General features: G+C 70.2%; 18 protein-coding genes. 11 read left to right on the plus strand and 7 right to left on the minus strand.

The window, feature by feature from the left end; genetic code table 11:
- Complete coding sequence (locus tag AB0P18_RS01270) at nucleotides 1–627, minus strand: TrmH family RNA methyltransferase (RefSeq protein WP_363358567.1); 627 nt, start codon at nucleotides 625–627, stop codon at nucleotides 1–3.
- Nucleotides 628–775: 148 nt separating this feature from the next.
- Here AB0P18_RS01270 and AB0P18_RS01275 point away from each other — a divergent pair, with 148 nt between their 5' ends.
- Together AB0P18_RS01275 and AB0P18_RS01280 are read left to right on the plus strand one after the other, a co-directional pair.
- Nucleotides 776–2,050, plus strand: coding sequence for an Nramp family divalent metal transporter (locus tag AB0P18_RS01275; RefSeq protein WP_363358568.1), 1,275 nt, complete (start codon nucleotides 776–778; stop codon nucleotides 2,048–2,050).
- Between the two features lie 135 nt (nucleotides 2,051–2,185).
- A complete protein-coding gene (locus AB0P18_RS01280; protein WP_344050425.1) occupies nucleotides 2,186–2,839 on the plus strand; it encodes a metal-dependent transcriptional regulator in 654 nt (217 codons plus the stop codon).
- A gap of 26 nt (nucleotides 2,840–2,865) precedes the next feature.
- Here AB0P18_RS01280 and AB0P18_RS01285 read toward each other — a convergent pair whose 3' ends face one another.
- A complete protein-coding gene (locus AB0P18_RS01285) occupies nucleotides 2,866–3,819 on the minus strand; it encodes an SDR family NAD(P)-dependent oxidoreductase (RefSeq protein WP_363358569.1) in 954 nt (317 codons plus the stop codon).
- An 88-nt stretch (nucleotides 3,820–3,907) separates the two neighbouring features.
- Between AB0P18_RS01285 and AB0P18_RS01290 the strand changes: the two genes are divergently transcribed.
- Together AB0P18_RS01290 and AB0P18_RS01295 are read left to right on the plus strand one after the other, a co-directional pair.
- The gene (locus tag AB0P18_RS01290; RefSeq protein WP_344050429.1) at nucleotides 3,908–4,717 is read left to right on the plus strand and encodes an HAD-IIA family hydrolase; all 810 of its coding nucleotides are present in this window, start codon (nucleotides 3,908–3,910) and stop codon (nucleotides 4,715–4,717) included.
- A gap of 16 nt (nucleotides 4,718–4,733) precedes the next feature.
- On the plus strand, nucleotides 4,734–5,309 hold the full coding sequence (locus tag AB0P18_RS01295; RefSeq protein WP_363358570.1) for a YdeI/OmpD-associated family protein: 576 nt from the start codon (nucleotides 4,734–4,736) through the stop codon (nucleotides 5,307–5,309).
- A gap of 292 nt (nucleotides 5,310–5,601) precedes the next feature.
- Here the strand turns inward: AB0P18_RS01295 and pyrE are convergent, their stop codons facing one another.
- Both pyrE and AB0P18_RS01305 read right to left on the minus strand, forming a co-directional pair.
- Entirely contained in the window at nucleotides 5,602–6,180 is a 579-nt protein-coding gene (gene pyrE / locus AB0P18_RS01300) for an orotate phosphoribosyltransferase (RefSeq protein ID WP_344050433.1), read from the minus strand.
- A gap of 58 nt (nucleotides 6,181–6,238) precedes the next feature.
- Nucleotides 6,239–7,042: a trypsin-like serine protease gene (locus AB0P18_RS01305; RefSeq protein WP_363358571.1), complete on the minus strand. Its 804-nt coding sequence runs from the start codon at nucleotides 7,040–7,042 to the stop codon at nucleotides 6,239–6,241.
- 104 nt (nucleotides 7,043–7,146) lie between these two features.
- Here AB0P18_RS01305 and AB0P18_RS01310 point away from each other — a divergent pair, with 104 nt between their 5' ends.
- A complete protein-coding gene (locus tag AB0P18_RS01310; RefSeq protein WP_363358572.1) occupies nucleotides 7,147–7,992 on the plus strand; it encodes an exodeoxyribonuclease III in 846 nt (281 codons plus the stop codon).
- Nucleotides 7,993–7,999: 7 nt separating this feature from the next.
- Here AB0P18_RS01310 and AB0P18_RS01315 read toward each other — a convergent pair whose 3' ends face one another.
- A complete protein-coding gene (locus tag AB0P18_RS01315; RefSeq protein ID WP_363358573.1) occupies nucleotides 8,000–9,244 on the minus strand; it encodes a PIG-L family deacetylase in 1,245 nt (414 codons plus the stop codon).
- Nucleotides 9,245–9,415: 171 nt separating this feature from the next.
- Between AB0P18_RS01315 and AB0P18_RS01320 the strand changes: the two genes are divergently transcribed.
- From AB0P18_RS01320 to AB0P18_RS01340, 5 genes are all read left to right on the plus strand, one after another.
- The gene (locus AB0P18_RS01320; RefSeq protein WP_363358574.1) at nucleotides 9,416–10,687 is read left to right on the plus strand and encodes a sensor histidine kinase; all 1,272 of its coding nucleotides are present in this window, start codon (nucleotides 9,416–9,418) and stop codon (nucleotides 10,685–10,687) included.
- Nucleotides 10,684–11,340: a response regulator transcription factor gene (locus AB0P18_RS01325; RefSeq protein ID WP_344050445.1), complete on the plus strand. Its 657-nt coding sequence runs from the start codon at nucleotides 10,684–10,686 to the stop codon at nucleotides 11,338–11,340. Before AB0P18_RS01320 ends, AB0P18_RS01325 begins: the two co-directional genes overlap by 4 nt.
- 66 nt (nucleotides 11,341–11,406) lie before the next feature.
- Nucleotides 11,407–12,291, plus strand: coding sequence for an ATP-binding cassette domain-containing protein (locus AB0P18_RS01330; RefSeq protein WP_363358575.1), 885 nt, complete (start codon nucleotides 11,407–11,409; stop codon nucleotides 12,289–12,291).
- Nucleotides 12,288–13,403, plus strand: coding sequence for an ABC transporter permease (locus tag AB0P18_RS01335; RefSeq protein ID WP_363358576.1), 1,116 nt, complete (start codon nucleotides 12,288–12,290; stop codon nucleotides 13,401–13,403). The genes AB0P18_RS01330 and AB0P18_RS01335 overlap by 4 nt, the downstream gene beginning before the upstream one ends.
- Nucleotides 13,404–13,532: 129 nt before the next feature.
- Complete coding sequence (locus AB0P18_RS01340; protein ID WP_344050451.1) at nucleotides 13,533–14,117, plus strand: nitroreductase family protein; 585 nt, start codon at nucleotides 13,533–13,535, stop codon at nucleotides 14,115–14,117.
- 10 nt (nucleotides 14,118–14,127) lie between these two features.
- Here the strand turns inward: AB0P18_RS01340 and AB0P18_RS01345 are convergent, their stop codons facing one another.
- Both AB0P18_RS01345 and AB0P18_RS01350 read right to left on the minus strand, forming a co-directional pair.
- On the minus strand, nucleotides 14,128–14,505 hold the full coding sequence (locus AB0P18_RS01345) for a VOC family protein (protein ID WP_363358578.1): 378 nt from the start codon (nucleotides 14,503–14,505) through the stop codon (nucleotides 14,128–14,130).
- Nucleotides 14,506–14,573: 68 nt separating this feature from the next.
- Nucleotides 14,574–15,089 carry a winged helix-turn-helix domain-containing protein gene (locus tag AB0P18_RS01350; RefSeq protein WP_344050454.1) on the minus strand — a complete coding sequence of 172 codons (516 nt, stop codon included), beginning with the start codon at nucleotides 15,087–15,089 and terminating at the stop codon, nucleotides 14,574–14,576.
- 58 nt (nucleotides 15,090–15,147) lie between these two features.
- Between AB0P18_RS01350 and AB0P18_RS01355 the strand changes: the two genes are divergently transcribed.
- Nucleotides 15,148–16,539: an MFS transporter gene (locus tag AB0P18_RS01355; protein WP_344050456.1), complete on the plus strand. Its 1,392-nt coding sequence runs from the start codon at nucleotides 15,148–15,150 to the stop codon at nucleotides 16,537–16,539.
- The last annotated feature ends 26 nt before the right edge of the window (nucleotides 16,540–16,565 follow it).

The following is a 16,565-nucleotide window of genomic DNA, read 5'->3' on the forward strand; positions in this document are numbered from 1 at the left end:
TCACGCCCAGCGGCGGCACCACTCGTACATCACGACGGCGGCAGCCGCCGACGCGTTGATCGAGCGGGTCGAGCCGTACTGCGTGATCTCGACGGTTCCGGATGCCGCCGCCAGCGCCTCCGCAGACAGACCGGGACCCTCCTGCCCGAAGAGCAGGACGCAGCGCTCCGGCAGCTCGGCTCGGTCGACGGGCACGGCGCCCGGAAGGTTGTCCACCGCGACGACGGGGATGCCGGCATCCCGAGCCCACGCCGTGAACGTCGCGACGTCCTCGTGATGGCGGACGTGCTGGTACCGGTCGGTCACCATCGCGCCGCGCCGGTTCCAGCGGCGCCTGCCGATGATGTGCACCTCGGCGGCGAGGAACGCGTTCGCGCTCCGCACGATCGAGCCGATGTTCATGTCGTGCTGCCAGTTCTCGATCGCGACGTGGAACGGATGCCGCCGGGTGTCGAGGTCGGCGACGATCGCGTCCAGGCGCCAGTAGCGGTAGGCGTCCACGACGTTGCGGGTGTCGCCGTGCGCGAGCAGGTCCGGGTCGAGGCGCGGGTCGTCGGGCCATTCGCCCGGTCCGCCGGGCCACGGCCCGACGCCGTGCGAGGGCTCGGCGTCAGGCTCGGCGGTCATCGGGTCAGGTTATCGGGTGCCACGTCGCGCTTCGGCGCCAGTTCCCTGCGTGGGCGCCTGAGGTTTCGTAGGGCCTTTGCAGATCGGCATCGCCAACCTGTGACAGGGAGATATTTCGGCAAGCCGAAAACGGCGCTAGGGTTTCGGTGTGCCGAAAACGTCGAGTCCGCCGCGCACGACGGCGCGCGCGGCGTGGCTGATCGGTCCCGCACTCGTCGCGGGCGTCGCGTACCTGGACCCCGGGAATGTCGCGAGCAACATGACGGCCGGCGCCGCGTACGGCTACCTGCTGGTCTGGGTCGTCGTCCTCGGGAACGTGATGGCGTGGCTCATCCAGTACCTGTCCGCGAAGCTCGGCATCGTGACCGGCCGGAGCCTGCCCGAAGTGCTCGGCGACCGCATCCGCCGGCCGTGGGCCCGGCGCGCTTACTGGCTGCAGGCCGAGCTCGTCGCGATGGCCACCGACATCGCCGAGGTGATCGGCGGTGCGGTCGCGCTGAACCTGCTGTTCGGCATCCCGCTCCTCTGGGGCGGCGCGATCACCGGCGCCGTCTCGATCGCGCTGCTCCTGCTCCAGTCGCGCCGCGGGCCGAAGACGTTCGAGTTCGTCGTGATCGGACTGGTCGCGATCATCGCGATCGGCTTCACGTTCGGTGTCTTCATCGCTCCGCCCGAACCGGGCGCGATCGTCGGAGGGCTCGTCCCGCGCTTCGAGGACACCGGCTCGGTGCTCCTGGCCGCCTCGATCCTCGGCGCGACGATCATGCCCCACGCGATCTACGCGCACAGCGCCCTCGCCCGCGACCGGTTCGCGCCGGCCGACCCGGGCTCACGCACCCCGGCGCCGCTCGAGCAGCTCCGCGGCATCTCGACCACCCGACTCCTGCGGGCGACGAAGTGGGACGTCAGCATCGCGATGCTGATCGCCGGCACCGTGAACCTCTGCATCCTGCTGCTCGCGGCCGCGAACCTCGCCGGCGTCGACGGTACGGACACGCTCGAGGGCGCGTATGCCGCGCTGCAGAGCGGCATCGGCCCGGCCGTCGCGACCCTCTTCGCCGTCGGACTGCTCGCGAGCGGTCTCGCGTCGACGAGCGTCGGCGCCTACGCCGGCGCGGAGATCATGCACGGACTCCTCCGTGTGCGCATCCCGCTCCTCGCCCGCCGGCTGGTGACCCTCGTGCCCGCGCTCGTGCTCCTCGGACTCGGCGTCGATCCGACCCTCGCGCTCGTCCTCAGTCAGGTCGTGCTGTCGTTCGGCATCCCGTTCGCCCTCATCCCGCTCGTCACCCTCACCGCGCAGCGCCGCACGCTCGGCGCTCACCGCAATCGTGTGCTCACCACCGCCGCCGGCATCGCCGCGTCGGTGTTCCTGATCGCGCTGAACGGCGTGCTCCTGGTCCTCGTGATCACCGGCGCCTGATCACGTGCCCGTGAAAGCACGGGGAGATTCCGGGGTCTTTCGCCCGCCACAGTCGTCTTCGGGTCCATTTCTCCCCGGCGTTTCACCACAGCTGCGACTTCTCAGCCCGACGGGCGACGCCGGTAGCCTGAACGCGTGCCCTCCTCCGCCGCGATCGACGACTATCTGAAGACGATCTACCACCACACCGAGTGGCAGCCGGAGCGCATCACCCCGTCCCAGCTCGCCGCCGAACTGGGGCTGGCCCCTTCGAGTGTGACCGAGATGGTGCAGAAGCTCGCCGCGCAGGGGCTGGTGACGCACCGCCCCTACGGACCGATCTCGCTGAGCGATGCGGGGGCGCGCCGCGCGGCATCCGTGATCCGCCGGCACCGCCTCATCGAGACGTGGCTCGTCCGCGAGTTCGGCTACGCGTGGGACGAAGTCCACGACGAGGCCGAGGTGCTCGAGCATGCGCTGAGCGACCGCCTGCTCGAGGGCATCGACGCGCTGCTCGGACGCCCCCGCTTCGACCCGCACGGCGATGCGATTCCGGATGCCGACGGCCAGGTGCACCGCGAGCCCTTCGTCCTGCTCGCCGACGCCGCCCCGGGGCACACCGCGCGGGTGCTGAGGGTGAGCGACCGCGACTCCGACCTGCTGCGCTCGCTGGAGGCCGCCGGTGTCGCGGTCGGCGCGCACGTGGCGGTGACGGATGCCGCGACCCTGCGCCTCATCCCGGACGAGGGTCCCGCCAGGTCGGTGACGCTGCCCGCCGCCGCGGCCGGCGCCGTCTGGCTCAGCGCCTGAGCGGAGCGCTCAGAGCAGGATCGCCCTCAGCTCCGTGCGGCCCGCGCGAAGTCCCACCGCACGCCGGTGGCGTCTTCGCAGACCTGCCACAGGCGCGCGGCGATCTCGGGATCGCGCGTGATCCTTGAGGCCGTCGCCCGCCTCGGCTCACCGCGCACGACCGACCTCGGTCCCCAGAACTCCCCGCCCTCGATGTCCGGATCGACCAGCGCCCGGACGAGCGGCCACGCGCCGTGCTCTTTGGACTGCGTGATCCCCAGCTGCAGGTTGTCGGCGAACCGGGTCAGCCGGGACGGGCTGTTCACCCCGACGATCCCGGGGGTCCGGCCGCTCGTCGAGTAGCCGGGGTGCGCGATCACGCTCGAGACCGCGACGCCCGCCGCGCGCAGCCGACGGTCGGCTTCGAGCCCGAGCGCGGTGGTCGCGACCTTCGACTGCACGTACGCCCGCCAGCCGGTGTAGCCCTCGACCAGTTCCGGATCGACGGGGTCGTATCTCCAGAGCGAAGTCGACATGCTTCCCAGCCACACCATGCGGCCCGCGGCGTGGGCGAGCGGGCGCAGGAGCTCGCCCGCGAGCGCGAAGTGGCCGAGGACGTTCGTCGCGAATACGAGCTCGTGCCCGTCGCCCGTCACTTCGCGCGTCTTCGGCGGATGCACGATCCCGGCGTTCAGCAGCACCCCGTCGAGCCCCCCGCGGGCGCCGATCGTGGCCGCCGCGGCACGGACCGAACCCAGGTTGCTGGTGTCCAGCAGCATCGTCTCGACCCGGGTGTCGGCATCCGGCACCCGACGTCTGATGGCGGCCCGCGAAGCCATCAGCCGGTTGGGGCTGCGGCCCGTCATGAACACGTGGGCGCCGGCGCGCACGAGCTGTTCGCACGAGAAATAGCCGAGCCCCGCATTCGCCCCGGTCACGAGGTAGGTGCGTCCGGTCAGATCGGGAAGATGCCGGGGATCCCACGGCTGCGTACGCGCCACGCTTCGACCCTAGGCCGCGGGCGGCGCCCGGTCGCGGCGGCTCTCGGAAAGAAGTTCGCGCCGTCGGCCCGGCGGATAGGCTGTGCCCATGCGGACCCGCGCCGACATCGAATGCTGGCTGACCGACATGGACGGCGTGCTCGTCCATGAGAACACCCCGATCCCGGGCGCGTCCGAACTGCTGCAGCAGTGGCGCGACACCGGAACACCCTTCCTCGTGCTGACGAACAACTCGATCTTCACGCCCCGTGATCTGTCCGCGCGACTGCGCGCGTCCGGGCTCGTCGTGCCGGAGGAGTCGATCTGGACCTCGGCGCTCGCGACGGCGGACTTCCTCCGGGGACAGGCGCCGGGGGCGAGCGCGTTCGTGATCGGCGAGGCGGGGCTCACCACCGCGCTGCACGAAGCGGGGTTCATCATGACCGAGACCGACCCCGACTACGTCGTGGTCGGCGAGACCCGCAATTACTCGTTCGAGGCGATCACGAAAGCGATCCGCTTCATCGCCGAGGGGGCGCGGTTCATCGCGACGAACCCCGACGCGACCGGACCTTCGGTGGACGGCGTGCTTCCGGCCACCGGTGCGATCAGTGCCCTCATCACGAAGGCGATCGGCAAGGAGCCCTACGTCGTCGGCAAGCCGAACCCGATGATGTTCCGCTCGGCGCTGAACCGCATCGGCGCGCACTCCGAGAACACCGGGATGATCGGCGACCGCATGGACACCGACATCGTCGCCGGCATCGAGGCGGGCCTGCACACCGTGCTCGTCCTCACGGGCATCAGCGATACCGCGGAGATCGAGCGGTTCCCCTTCCGCCCCGACGAGGTGCTCGACTCGGTCGCCGATCTGCTCTCGGACGACCCGATCGAGGCGGAGGAGCAGGACATCCTGTGAGCAGGGGCGCACGCTGATGGGGGCGCTCGACGACGGCGAGCGGGTTCTCGCTGCGGACGCCGCCGCCTGGCGCGCCTGGCTGGAGGAGAACCATCGCCGCTCGACCGGAGCCTGGCTCGTTCGGGCGCGACCGGGATCGGACGTCGTCGTGGTCGAATACGAGGACGCGATCATGCAGGCGCTGTGCTTCGGCTGGATCGACGGCCCGGTGCGCACGTTCGACGAGCGCACGGGCGGCCTGTGGTTCGCGCCGCGGCGTCCCTCCAGCGGCTGGGCGGCGACGAACAAGGCGCGGCTGCTGATCCTGGAAGAGCAGGGCCTCATGACCGAGGCCGGCGTCCGCGCGGTCGAAGTGGCCAAGGCCAACGGCGCGTGGACCGTGCTCGACAACGCGGAGGCGCTGCGCGAGCCCGATGACCTCGCCGCCGCGCTGGATGCCGTGCCCGAGGCCCGCGAGAAGTGGGACGCGTTTCCCCCGTCGGCGCGGAAGTTCGGCATCGGCAACGTGGACGCCGCGCGCCGACCCGAGACCCGGGCGAACCGGATCGCGAAAATCGTGGCGGACGCGGCCGCCGGGAAGAGGCCGTTGTGAGTGCGTCCGATCAGACACTGCTGCTGGCGGCATCCGGCGTCGTCGTCCTGGGGACGCTGATCGTGTTCGTGTGGCAGTTCTTCCGCAACCGCGACCGCGACTGACCGCCCGCCCCGGTGGATCCCCCCTCCCCCGCGAGATGGTGGGTTCTCCGCCGAGATGGTGGGTTTCCCCTCGAGATGGTGGGGCATTCTCGGCGCAGAACCCACCATCTCGGCAGAAGACCCACCATCTCGGCAGAAGACCCACCATCTCGGCGGACAGGGGGAGAAGGCGCAGCGGGCGGCGGGGGCTACTGCGGCTGCAGACCCAGATCATCCAGGTCGATCGCGGCGAGCCAGCGCAGGCCCTCGGCCTCGACGGCGGCCTGTGCGCCGGTCTTGCGATCCACGATGACCGCGACCGCGACCGGCTCGGCCCCTTCGCGACGCAGCGCCTCGACGGCCTTCAGCGCCGACTGACCCGTGGTCGAGGTGTCCTCGAGCACCACGACGCGCTTGCCGGCGACATCCGCACCCTCGACCTGACGGCCGCGACCGTGGTCCTTCGGCTCTTTGCGCACGACGAACGCGTCCAGCGGCTGATCCGTGCGCGCGGATTCGTGCATCACGGCGTTCGCGATCGGATCCGCACCGAGTGTGAGCCCGCCGACCGCGACGATCCCGTCGACCTCGCGCACCAGATCGAGCATGATGCGCCCGATCGCCGGGGCCGCGCGGTGGTCGAGGGTCAGCTTGCGCATGTCGACGTAGTACGTCGCCTTCTTCCCGCTGGAGAGCGTGAAGTCGCCGTGGAACACCGCCTCATCCTTGATCAGGGCGATCAGCGCCTGGCGATCGGCTTCGAGCTCGGCAGTGGAGGCGACGGTCATGCCCCGAGTCTATTGAGGGCGGATGCCGCTCCCCCGGCACCCGCCCTCACTCAGGTCCCTACTGGTCGGCGAGGAAGCTGCCGATGAACGCCAGATCGTCCGCCCGGTCGATGCGGTACACACCGCCCGTACCGGCGCACGTGCTGTTCTTGCCGAACGACGTGACGCCCGCGATCACGTTCGAGGACCCGAGGAAGTTCGGCCCGCCCGAGTCGCCCGAGCACGTCCCGCCGGTGTTGGCGTTGTTGGACAGGATGAGCGACCCGTCGCCGGTGTAGCCGGTGTTGATCGAGATGAGCTTCGGCGTCGAGACCATGCGGGTCTTCAGCGCACTGTTCTTGTACGCCGTCGCGTCGGGGAAGCTCTTCTGCAGCCCGTAGCCGACCGCGGTGAAGGTCGCGTCCTTCTTCGTCTTGTTCGCGAACTGGTCGAGCTGGTCGAGCCCCGGCAGTGCCCCGTAGGTCGCCATTTGGACGGGCTCGTCGAGGACGACGACGCCCAGGTCGTACAGGTAGAACGCCGCGTCGTCGTACTGCGGGTGCGTGTACGGCGTGCCTCCGACCTGCCCGGTGAACGGATAGCCGTAGGTCGCCGGCGTCGGCTCGAGGTTGCTCTGGAACCAGATCTCCACGTGATCCGCACCGAACGTGCAGTGACCGGCGGTGACGTACACGGTCGGCGAGATCAGCGTGCCGCTGCAGCGCCACATCGGGTTGCCCGCGTCATCCTGCGCGACCATCAGGCCGACGTACGGGTGGGCTTCACCGTCTGGTGAGCCGTCGGTGATCGCGGAGGCGGGTGAGGCGGCCAGGACGACCAGGGCAAGGGCCGCGATGGTGGCGGCGAGCGCTTTGTGGCGCATGTGGGGACCCCTTTCTGTGGGTTAGCCGCCATTCACCCACATGGCCCGGCCGGGGACAACCCCTTCCTGCAGAACCGTCGGCGGCGCGGCCTAGGCTTGATCCCATGCGACTTGCCACGTGGAACGTCAACTCCATCCGCGCCCGCGTCGAGCGCACCGTCGAGTTCGCGGTGCGCGAGCACATCGACGTGCTGGCGATGCAGGAGATCAAGTGCAAAGCCGAGCAGTTCCCCTTCGCCGCGTTCGAGGAGGCCGGCTTCCACGTCGAGGCGCACGGCTTCTCGCAGTGGAACGGCGTCGCGATCGCGAGTCGCGAACCCCTCGCCGACGTGTCGTATGCCTTTCCGGGAATGCCGGGATTCGCGAAAGACCATGTGGGCGACGATGCCCCGCAGGAAGCCCGCGCGATCGGCGCCACGATCGGCGGCGTCCGCATCTGGAGCCTGTACGTCCCCAACGGGCGCGCTCTGGAGGACCCGCACTACTTCTACAAGCTCGACTGGCTCAGCGCTCTGCAGGAGCACGTCGGCGATGAACTCCAGAGAACGCCGGATCTGCCGCTCGCCCTCGTCGGCGACTTCAACATCGCACCGACGGATGCCGACAACGGCGACCCCGCCGTCGTCCCGGGCTTTTCCACCCACGTGTCCGAACCCGAGCGGGCGGCGTTCGCCGCGCTCGAGTCCGCGGGGCTCACCGATGTCGTCCGCCCCCTGGTGCCGACCGGCTACACGTACTGGGACTACAAGCGCCTGCGCTTCCCCAAGAACGAGGGCATGCGGATCGACTTCATCCTCGGGTCCCACGCACTGGCGAACGCGGTGACGGGCGCCGCGATCCACCGCGACGAGCGCAAGGGAGAGGCACCGAGCGATCACGTGCCGGTCGTGGTCGACCTCGATTTCACGTCGGAAGAGGACGACGACGATCGGCCGATGATCTTCGGCTGAACGGCTGTCACTCCTCGCGAACCACGTCGCCGTACGGGATCAGGTACTGCCGCTGCAGCCAGGCGCCGAACTTGTTCACCCTCAGGCACCCCGCCGAGTCCTTGCAGCTGATCACCGGGTCGTTCGCGGCGTAGATCGCGAACGTGTTCAGCTTGCGGGCGAGCTCGTCCCCGCTGAGGTTGACCGGGCGGCGGGCGACCGGGTACCCCTGCGCGAACTGCACGATCGCACCGTTGATCAGCCCCGCATCCACGGGCGCCGCGACGATGCGACCGACCGACCGGTGGTCCGGGTGGTCTCCGTCGGCACCCTCGGCGAACCCCGGAAGGTGGGAGATGACCTCGGTCGCACCGTAGCTGTTCACGAGCTCGGGGACCGTGCTCTGAAGCTGATCCAACGTCACGGTGTGCTCGCCGTCCAGCGTGTGCATCTCAGCGATGTCGCCCTCGACCAGCTTGGGGAGGCTCTCCCACCCCGTGTTCTTGTAGCCGCTGCCCGGCAGGCCCCCGTCGGGGAGACCGAGGAAGATCAGCGAGACCCTGCTGTCGCCGTCCGGGCGACTGAGGGTGACGGTGACGCCGTTGCGCAGCTGCACGGTCTGATCGGACCACAGGCCGGACTGCCCGCGGACGGAGTTGTAGGCGCGGCGGATGCCGAGCTCCCGGTTGGACGCGTACGAAGACTTGCCTTCGCCGGCGTCCGAGCCCGTGAAGAAGAAGGTCCGCAGGCACTGGCCGTTGTCGAACGCCTCCTGCAGAGCCGGGTTCGCGAAGATCAGATCGTCGTCGTAGTGCGCCCAGAACGACACGACCGTGCCCGCGGCGCACGGTGGGTCGATGAACTGCAGCGGCGACGAGAACACCGTCCCTTCCGGGTCGGTGCGCGCGGCATCCCTGCTCACCATCGCGGGCAGCTGATCGCACTGCCCCACGGAGGCGAAATAGGTCATCGCGTCGGCGGCCCACTGCGACAGGTCCGGCAGCGGCAGGCCGGGTGCAGCCGGGTCGGCCGCGGTGAGGCCTCCGCAGGTCTGAGCGAGCGCGATGATCTGGTCGCCGGTGAGGTTGTTCCGCGACGGCACCGGGGCGGGTGTCGATGTCGGCTCCGGCGTCGGGCTCGGCGCGGCGACGGGAACCACCGAAGCAAGCGACGGCACCGCGGCCGAGGCGCTCGACACTCCGCCGCCGATGACCAGCACCACCGTCACGGCGGCGCACGTCGCCCCCCACTTCACACCTTCGCGAAGCACCACGCCCCCAAGCGCACTCACCCGATACCGACCCCACCGCGCATCCCCATGCGATGCAGCGAAGTTCCCCGCCAGCCAGAGTAACCCGTCCAAGCTGATCAGCCCGTCCACGCCGAGCCGGTCTCCGTCGCGCGGGGGATGCCGCTCCGCCGCCCTCCGCCGTAGCGTGGACGGGTGGCAGTCGTCGATGCATCTCCCGTCCGCCCCGGCCCGACCGCCCGTGACCGCCGCGCCGACCTCGTGCTCGCGCTGGTCATCCTCGTCGGCGCGGTCCTCAGCGCGACGCTGAGCGCGATCGGAGGGATCTACGGCGACGAGCAGGGCTCGATGCAGCTCGCGCTGGTCTACGCGATCGTCCTCGCCGTTCCGCTGGCCTTCCGACGGCGCTGGCCGGCGACGGTGGCGGTCATCATCTCCGTGGCCTACTTCGCGGCGGTGACGCTGCGGATCCCCGAGGTGTACGTGGGCAACATCGCGATGTTCATCGCGCTGTACACGGTCGGCGCATGGTCCACGGATCGGCGCCGCGCGGCGGTCGTGCGGATCGCGATCATCATCGGGATGTTCGCCTGGCTCGTGATCGTGATGTACCGCGACGCGCTCAGTTCCGCCGAGGAGGCGGAGGTGATCGCCGGAGCCTTCTCACCCGTTGTCGCGCAGGTGATGCTGACGATCCTCGTCAACGCCCTCTATTTCGGCGGCGCGTACTACTTCGGCGAACGGGCGTGGGCCTCGGCCGCCCAGCGCACCGCCCTGGAGGCGCGCACCGCCGAGCTCGAGGCCGAGCGCGAGCTCACCGCCGCTCAGGCTGTGGCGCTCGACCGAGTCGGCATCGCCCGCGAGCTGCACGATGTCGTCGCCCATCACGTGTCGGTGATGGGGGTGCAGGCAGGCGCCGCGCGCGCGACCCTCGCGACCGATCCCGAGGCGAGCAGGAGGCTGCTCGCAGGGATCGAGACATCCGCCCGGGAGGCGATCGACGAGCTGCACCGGCTGCTGGACACGCTGCGCACCCCGGGCGCAGCGGAGGACGCGCCCGCCTCGACCCTCGGTCTCGACACGCTGCCGGCTCTCGTGGCCGCCTCCGACGCCGCAGGTCTGGAGACGACGTTCACGATCATCGGCGACCCGGTCCCGGTGCCTCCGGTCACCGCGGTCAACCTCTATCGGATCGCCCAGGAGGCGCTCACGAACGCCCGCCGCCACGGCGGCCCGGGCACGACCGCGGACGTGCGACTCCGCTACACCGGCGACGGCCACGTCGAGCTCGAAGTGGTCAACACGGGCCGCGCCGTACAGGAGCCCCGACCGGGACTCGGCCAGCTCGGCATGCGCGAGCGTGCCGCGGCGTCGGGCGCTCGGATCGAGATCGGGCCGCGCGAGCGGGGCGGCTTCCGGGTCAGGGTGACCGTGCCGCTGCACTCCGACGCGGCGGCGGTGTCATGATCCGGGTCCTCCTGGTCGACGATCACGCCGTGATGCGCGCCGGATTCCGCACGATCCTCGAGGCGGCGGACGGCATCACCGTTGTCGGCGAAGCCGCCGACGGGCAGCAGGCGATCGCGGCGGCTTCCGCCGTGCGCCCGGACGTGATCTGCATGGACGTCCAGATGCCCGTCCTGAACGGGCTCGAGGCCACTCGCCGCATCGTGGCCGATCCGGCGGTCGCGGCGGCGGTGATCGTCATCACCACGTTCGACCGCGACGAGTACCTGTTCGAAGCCCTCGAGGCGGGCGCAAGCGGCTTCCTCCTCAAGAACGCCGGGGCAGACGAGCTGGTCGGGGCCGTGCGCGTGGTTGCGGCCGGCGACGCGCTGCTCGCCCCCGAGGTCACCCGGCGCGTGATCGAGCGCTTCGGCGCGGCATCCGCTGCCCCGGCCCCACCGGCGGAGGCCTTGCCGGCCGCGGCGCTGCTGACCGAGCGCGAGGCGGAAGTGCTCCGCCTCGTCGCCCAGGCGCGCAGCAACGCCGAGATCGCCCGTGAGCTCTACATCGGCGAGGCGACCGTGAAGACGCACGTGTCGAACGTGCTGCAGAAGCTCGGCGCGCGCGATCGGGTGCACGCCGCGGTGCTGGCGCACCAGCACGGACTCGCCTGAATCTCCCCCTCGCGTCTCCGCCGCGCGGGGGATCCGCTTGCCCCCCGGGGTTCGTAGCGTGGAGCCATGCTGCAACTGCGAAATCTCGACAAGAGCTACGGCGCGCACCGGGTGCTCTCCGACGTGAGCTTCGACGTCCCCGCCGGGCGTCTGACCGGCTTCGTCGGAGGCAACGGTGCGGGCAAGACCACCACGATGCGCATCGTGCTCGGCGTCCTCGCCGCCGACGGGGGGACCGTGACGCTCGGCGGCGGACCGCTGGGGGCGGAGGACCGCCGCCGCTTCGGCTACATGCCGGAGGAGCGGGGCCTGTACCCCAAGATGAAGGTCCTCGACCAGATCGTCTACCTCGCTCGGCTGCACGGCTACTCGCGAAGCGCCGCGACGGATGCCGCCACGTCACTGCTGGAACGCCTGGGTCTCGGCGAGCGGCTGGGCGACAACGTCGAGACGCTCTCGCTCGGCAATCAGCAGCGTGCGCAGATCGCCGCCGCCCTCGTGCACGACCCCGAAGTCCTCATCCTCGACGAGCCCTTCTCGGGGCTGGACCCGATCGCGGTGGACGTCGTGGCGGGCGTGCTGCAGGAGCGCGCCGCCGCCGGCACCGCCGTCCTGTTCTCCTCCCACCAGCTCGACCTCGTGGAGCGGCTGTGCGATGACCTCGTGATCATCGCCGACGGCACGATCCGCGCCTCCGGCGACCGTGAGACGCTCCGGCGCCAGCACTCGGCCCAGCGATACGAACTCGTCTCCACCGGCGACGCCGGGTGGCTGCGGACCGAGCCCGGCGTCGAGATCGTCGACTTCGACGGTGGATACGCCGTCTTCGATGTCGACACCGACCAGACCGCTCAGCGGGTCCTCAAAGAGGCGGTCGCCCGCGGCGACGTCGGCAGCTTCGCCCCGCAGCATCCCACCCTCGCCCAGATCTTCCGAGAGGTCATCTCATGAGCACCCTCCCCCGCACGATCGACCGTCCCGCCGCACCGAGCGAGGCCGCGGCCGTCTGGCTCGTGGCCGAGCGCGAGATCGCGTCGAAGCTGCGCAGCAAGGCGTTCCTCATCTCCACCGCGATCCTGTTCGTCCTCGCCCTCGCCGGTCTCGTGTTCGGCGGCCTCGCCGCGCAGAACCAGTCCGGCACCCCCATCGCCGTGACCGCGGATGCGGTGTCCCTCGTCCCGCAGAGCGACGCGCTCGAGATCACCGAGGTCGCGGACCGTGCAGCGGCGGAGGCGCTTGTCTCCGACGGCACCGTGGACGCCGCCGTCGTCGGCGATCCGAACGCCGAGCCCTTCGGATTCACGATCCTCGCGGAGTCCTCCGCGCCGACGACGCTGCTCCTGCAGTTCGCCGAGGTGCCCGAGGTCGAGCTCCTGCAGCCCGCCGCGACCGACGAGGCCCTGCGCTTCATCGTGGCGATCGGCTTCGGCATCGTGTTCCTGATGGCGGCGAGCCTGTTCGGGTCCACGATCGCCCAGAGCGTCGTGGAGGAGAAGCAGACCCGGGTGGTCGAGATCCTGATCTCCGCCATCCGTGCGCGGAGCCTCCTGGCGGGCAAGGTCATCGGCAACACGGTGCTCGCCATGGCGCAGATCCTCGTGCTCGCGGCGATCGCCGTCGTGGGTCTCACGGTCATCGGGCAGACGGAGCTCCTGGGATTGCTGGGCGCGCCCATCCTGTGGTTCGCGGTGTTCTTCCTGTTCGGGTTCGTGCTGCTGGCCGCACTCTTCGCCGCGGCCGCCGCCATGGTCTCGCGCCAGGAGGACATCGGATCGACGACCTTCCCGCTGACGCTGCTCATCATGGCGCCGTACTTCCTGGTGATCTTCTTCAACGACAACCCGGTCGTGCTCACGATCATGTCCTACGTGCCGTTCTCGGCGCCGGTCGGGATGCCGATGCGCCTCTTCCTGGGCGAGGCGCAGTGGTGGGAGCCGCTGATCGCACTCGCGATCCTCATCGCCACGTGCATCGGGGCGATCCTGGTCGGCGCGAAGATCTACCAGAACTCGCTTCTGCGGATGGGAGCGCGCGTCAAGCTCGGCGAAGCACTGCGGGGGTGACCCTGTGGATGCCGCGACCCGGGTCGCGGCATCCACAGGTCTCGCGGGAATACATACGACTGAATGCGGTTTGATCACCTGGGCCAACGGCGACCCGACTCCCATCAGATCCCCGCGAAAGAGGTCGCCATGTCCACTCCCGTCCTGAACCGCACCGCCGCCACCGACGCCCCGGTGCTGGAGATCCTCGCCGATCGCTGGAGCCCGCGCGCGTACGCCGTGGACGACGAGGTCGACGAGCAGCAGCTCGCGAGCGCCCTCGAGGCCGCGCGCTGGGCCCCCTCCGCGAACAACACCCAGCCGTGGCGATTCGTCGTCGCCCGTCGCGGCAGCGCCGAGCACGCACGCATCCACGACGCGCTCATGGGATTCAACCAGGCGTGGGCGGGCAACGCCGCCGTGCTGATCGTCGCGGTCGCCGAGACCACCTCCCCCGACGGCTCGCCTCTGCCCTGGGCCGTCTACGACCTCGGCCAGGCCGTCGCGCACCTGTCGGTGCAGGCCCACCACGACGGGCTGTACGTGCACCAGATGGGCGGCTTCGACCGCGACGCGCTGCGCGACGCGTTCGGCATCGAGGAGCGCTTCGAGCCGGTCACCGTCGTCGCGCTCGGTCCGATCGGCGACGCCGCCGACCTGCCCGAGGCACTGCAGGAGCGTGAGGCCGCTCCCCGCGTGCGCCGCCCGCTCGCGGAGTCGCTGATCGCGTCCTGAGCCGGCGGGCTCAGGACGGCCGCAGCACCGACAGCACGTTGCCGGCCGGGTCGCGGAACCACGCGATCTCGGGGCCGTTTCCGCGAAGGATCCCCTTGGCATCGCCGCCGAAATCGCCGTCGTAGATCTTGGTGGCGACGCCGCGCGCGTTGAGCTCATCCACCGCCGCGTCGATGTCGTCGACCGGGAAGTTCAGGATGGTGAAGACCGCCGGCTCGTGATCGGGCTTCGGGTAGATGATCACCCGGGCGCCCGTGCCGAGGGTCACTTCGAGGATGCCCATGTCGTTCTTCTCGACGGGAAGGCCGAGGGTCTGTCCGTAGAACGTCGCGGCCGCGTCGAGGTCATCCACGGAGAAGCCGCTGAACGCGGCGGAGTGCGTGAACATGAATGGGCCTCCGGATCGATGAGGGGTCCTCTCAGCATCCGCCTCGCCGCCCGCCGTGTCCACCCCAGTCAGGAGCGGGGCGCGGGGGGATTCAGATCGGGGTGCAGCGCGATGAAGAGTGAGTAGGGGCTCCCGTCCGGGTCCGGGCCCCGCTCCTTGAACTCCTGCGCGAGGGCGAACAGCCGCTCCTCGAGCTCGGCCTTGTGCTCGTCGCTCAGCTTGAGGCCGAGCCACGTCGTGTCCACCTCGTCCGGAGGAACCCCGGCGATCTGCTGCAGGAAGGTCTCGACCAGCACGGCCGATGCTCCCGGCAGCGGCGAGCGCCACGACGCCCCCGTCGCCCGGTACGGCACTTCGCGCGCGCCCTGTGCGCCGCTGCGCTCCGGCTCGGCGACGAGGAAGCCCGTCTGCACGAGAGTCCGGACGTGGTGCAGCATCGTGCCCGGATTGAGCCCGAGGAGTTCGGCGAGCTCCTTGTTCGTGCGCGACTCGAACGCGCACAGACGCAGCACCCGCAAGCGCGTCGCCGAGCTGAGCGCTCGGATCCGCGCCTGGGCGGCCGGGTCGGACTCCGAGTCGCTCACATCGGGAGTCTATCGGCGACTGATTGACAATTCCCAATCAGTCGCTCACACTGGGCAGATGCCTCCCTCCGACGACGCGGATGCCGAGATCCTGGCCGAAGCCCGCGCCGAGTCGAGCCTGCACACGTCGACCTCCGGAGCGGATGACGCCGTCGAGGCCGACCAGGCGGCATCCAGGCAGCCCGCGCCCGCGCCGAAGGGATCGCTCTGGCGCGACCGCAACTTCCTCACGATGTGGACAGGGCAGGCCTTCAGCCAGTTCGGCGCGCAGGTCACCGAGCTCGCGATCCCCGTCCTCGCGGTGCTGCTGCTGAACGCGAGCGAGTTCGAGGTCGGCGTGCTGACCGCGGCGAACGTCGCCGCGTTCCTGATCGTCGGGCTCCCCGCCGGCGCCTGGATCGACCGCATGCGCAAGCGCCACGTCATGATCTGGGCGGACGCGGTCCGCGCGCTCGCCCTCGGCACGGTGCCGCTGCTGTGGCTGCTCGGGATGCTGCACATCTGGCAACTGGTCGTGGTGGCCCTGATCATGGGCATCGCCACGGTGTTCTTCGATGTGTCGTATCAGAGCATCATCCCCTCCCTCGTGCGCCCGAACCAGATCGCCGAGGCGAACGGAAAGCTGGAGTCGACCCAGCAGATCGCGGGCCTGACCGGACCCGCCGTCGGCGGATGGCTGATCGGCGCGATCACCGCGCCGATCGCGATCCTCGCGACGGTCGGCACGTACGTCATCTCCTTCATCGCGCTGCTGTTCACCCGCGACCACGAAGAGCGCCGCGCACCCGAGGACCACCGGCCGATCATGACCGAGATCGGCGAGGGCCTGCGCTGGGTGTTCGGCAACCCCCTGCTGCGTCGCATCGTCGCGACGACCGGTTTCGCCAACCTGTTCGGGACGATCTCGATGACCCTCCTGCCGATCTACCTCCTGCGCGTGCTCGAGCTGAGCCCCGCGCAGATGGGCGTGATCTTCTCCCTCGGAGCGGTGGGGGGCCTCCTCGGCGCGATCGCCACGCCCCGGATCGTGAAGCGGTTCGGCGAGGCGCGCACCCTCCCGCTCAGCGTGATCGGGTTCAGCCTGACGCCGCTCCTCCTGCCGGTCGCGACCCTCGTGCCGCAGATCGCGTTCCCGTTCCTGGTGGTGCAGTCCATGCTGATGAGCTTCACGGTGCTGCTGTACAACATCACGCAGGTGACCTTCCGGCAGCGCATCACCCCGCCCCGGCTCCTCGGTCGCATGAACGCCTCGATCCGGTTCTGCGTGTGGGGCGTCATGCCGATCGCGGCGCTCGGCGCGGGTGCGCTCGGCACGTGGCTGGGCGTCGTCCCGACGCTCTGGATCGCCGCGATCCTGGAGCTGTTCGCGGGCCTGTTCGTCATCATCGGGCCCTTCTGGCGCATGCGCGACCTGCCCGACCCCGAACCGGTCGCCGCCGGGTCCGCGTAACAGAGTTCTTCGGCGGCGCAAGTACC

It is taken from the genome of Microbacterium sp. NPDC064584 (assembly GCF_040687315.1).
In the GTDB taxonomy this organism is placed as follows: Bacteria; Actinomycetota; Actinomycetes; order Actinomycetales; family Microbacteriaceae; genus Microbacterium; species Microbacterium lacus.

What these genes read in the sequence shown, in the direction of transcription:
- AB0P18_RS01345 (WP_363358578.1), bottom strand. Translation starts at nt 14,505, where the DNA reads ATGTTCACGCACTCCGCCGCGTTCAGCGGCTTCTCCGTGGATGACCTC.
- AB0P18_RS01305 (WP_363358571.1), bottom strand. Translation starts at nt 7,042, where the DNA reads ATGCGCCACAAAGCGCTCGCCGCCACCATCGCGGCCCTTGCCCTGGTC.
- pyrE (WP_344050433.1), bottom strand. Translation starts at nt 6,180, where the DNA reads ATGACCGTCGCCTCCACTGCCGAGCTCGAAGCCGATCGCCAGGCGCTG.
- AB0P18_RS01290 (WP_344050429.1), top strand. Translation starts at nt 3,908, where the DNA reads ATGCGGACCCGCGCCGACATCGAATGCTGGCTGACCGACATGGACGGC.
- AB0P18_RS01270 (WP_363358567.1), bottom strand. Translation starts at nt 627, where the DNA reads ATGACCGCCGAGCCTGACGCCGAGCCCTCGCACGGCGTCGGGCCGTGG.
- AB0P18_RS01340 (WP_344050451.1), top strand. Translation starts at nt 13,533, where the DNA reads ATGTCCACTCCCGTCCTGAACCGCACCGCCGCCACCGACGCCCCGGTG.
- AB0P18_RS01310 (WP_363358572.1), top strand. Translation starts at nt 7,147, where the DNA reads ATGCGACTTGCCACGTGGAACGTCAACTCCATCCGCGCCCGCGTCGAG.
- AB0P18_RS01325 (WP_344050445.1), top strand. Translation starts at nt 10,684, where the DNA reads ATGATCCGGGTCCTCCTGGTCGACGATCACGCCGTGATGCGCGCCGGA.
- AB0P18_RS01355 (WP_344050456.1), top strand. Translation starts at nt 15,148, where the DNA reads ATGCCTCCCTCCGACGACGCGGATGCCGAGATCCTGGCCGAAGCCCGC.
- AB0P18_RS01335 (WP_363358576.1), top strand. Translation starts at nt 12,288, where the DNA reads ATGAGCACCCTCCCCCGCACGATCGACCGTCCCGCCGCACCGAGCGAG.
- AB0P18_RS01295 (WP_363358570.1), top strand. Translation starts at nt 4,734, where the DNA reads ATGGGGGCGCTCGACGACGGCGAGCGGGTTCTCGCTGCGGACGCCGCC.
- AB0P18_RS01330 (WP_363358575.1), top strand. Translation starts at nt 11,407, where the DNA reads ATGCTGCAACTGCGAAATCTCGACAAGAGCTACGGCGCGCACCGGGTG.